General features: G+C 38.4%; 2 protein-coding genes. Both read left to right on the forward strand.

All coding sequences use genetic code 11. From position 1 onward, the window contains the following. Nucleotides 1-66: 66 nt before the first annotated feature. The gene (locus H141_RS0119585; RefSeq protein ID WP_019677961.1) at nucleotides 67-600 is read left to right on the forward strand and encodes a hypothetical protein; all 534 of its coding nucleotides are present in this window, start codon (nucleotides 67-69) and stop codon (nucleotides 598-600) included. 262 nt (nucleotides 601-862) lie between these two features. Further along, nucleotides 863-1378: a thioesterase family protein gene (locus H141_RS20715; protein WP_019677962.1), complete on the forward strand. Its 516-nt coding sequence runs from the start codon at nucleotides 863-865 to the stop codon at nucleotides 1376-1378. Nucleotides 1379-1545: the final 167 nt, after the last annotated feature.

The following is a 1545-nucleotide window of genomic DNA, read 5'->3' on the forward strand; positions in this document are numbered from 1 at the left end:
AATTATGCAAGTACACTGGCCTTGGCTTGCTGCCTTATATGGCTGCCAATGTGGGTTGGCTGAATTATGAACAGCAAAGATCAACAGGCCCTAATATTAGTTTTATTCGTTATTTCTTTTAATGCTTTATCTAAGGAAGTTTTATACGAAATCCCGACTTCAGGTATAAAAATATCAGCAACTAAAAACGTTAAAAAAGTAGACGGTGCAGGAACGAATGTTCAATTTTTCCTGGAGGACCGAAATATATTTTCTACAGCATTTGTCCATAAAGATACTCGAAATCCCTATCCGTTGCTTGAAGATTTTGCCGCACAATTTTATAGGAAAATGTATGCAAGGGTTGAACACCAGGTTTTAGATAGTCAAAAGGTTATCGGGGAGTTTTCTAATATTAATATTGCTGGTATTGAGTACTTGATTGAATCTGAAAGTAGCAAGTGTGAGTTATTTGTAACATACGCCATCGGAAACCAAACGTATGTAATGTTCAATTATTCTGATGAGGTCAGTAAAAGCTCAGATTGTAAGAACACAAGCGATAAGCTGAAGAGTGCAGCGTGGAGCGTAACTTCCAGTATTTTTATTACTGAAATTTAAATTTTCATGAGGTCGCAGGCAATATATTTGCTCAATGCCAGAATTGAATCAGTAGGGGCGCGTTATTGCGCCCTTAGTGTTTGCAGTAAATAAACCCTTGACCAAGTTGAGTTTTCCAGTAAATGTAGCAGCATATCTAATATTCACTTCACTGTTTTGACGGAATCTGGGATATCCAGGCAAAAGGCAAGACCAGCCCCTGAATTACCTAGATATGTTTAATTTTAATTAATCAAAATACCTAAAATAAAAAGGCAGTACTATGGTTTTAAGGTTCCGTTTTTTATTTTTGATATTAATGAGTTTTTTCAAAAAATTTGTCGACGTAATGGATCAAAGCTCCCTCAAATGCCGAGTTTTATTTAACGACGTTGATATTAAAAGAATGAGTAGTGACCGTTACCTGCCGATTATGGACCTGGGGCGTATTAACATTATGCTTCAAGCTGGTCTTTTCAAAAAGCTGATTAAAAACAGATGGATTCCCGTTTCCAGAGTTGTTACGGTGCGGTATAAATATCCCTTGAAGTTGTTTCAGAATTACCTATTGAAATCAAAAGTAATCTATTGGGATGATGAATGGGTATGGACGGAGCACCGGTTTGAACGGCAGGGCAAAGTTACTGCTATCGGTATAAGCAAAATTACGTTTGTCGGGCCCAAAGGTATGGTGTCTATTACTGATGTTATCGAAGCATACGGCAAGCCTGTGGCAAAAATTGATATGCCAAACATTGTAAAAGAGATGATGATGGTGGAACGCAGTCTGACCCTTTAGCGCTGAACAAAATATGCAGGCGTTGAAAATGCAGCTGGTTACGCATACTACTGTTTATATAATGTGCCTTGCCTGAGGGATCCCCACGAATTTGACCACAGTATCAGCTCTTTTCCATTTTGATTACTGCCCAATCTGACTCTGCCGCCCAGAGCATGATTTGCCTT

Origin of the sequence: Arsukibacterium perlucidum DSM 18276, from assembly GCF_000382165.1 — a bacterium.
GTDB classification, from domain to species: Bacteria; Pseudomonadota; Gammaproteobacteria; order Enterobacterales; family Alteromonadaceae; genus Alishewanella; species Alishewanella perlucidum.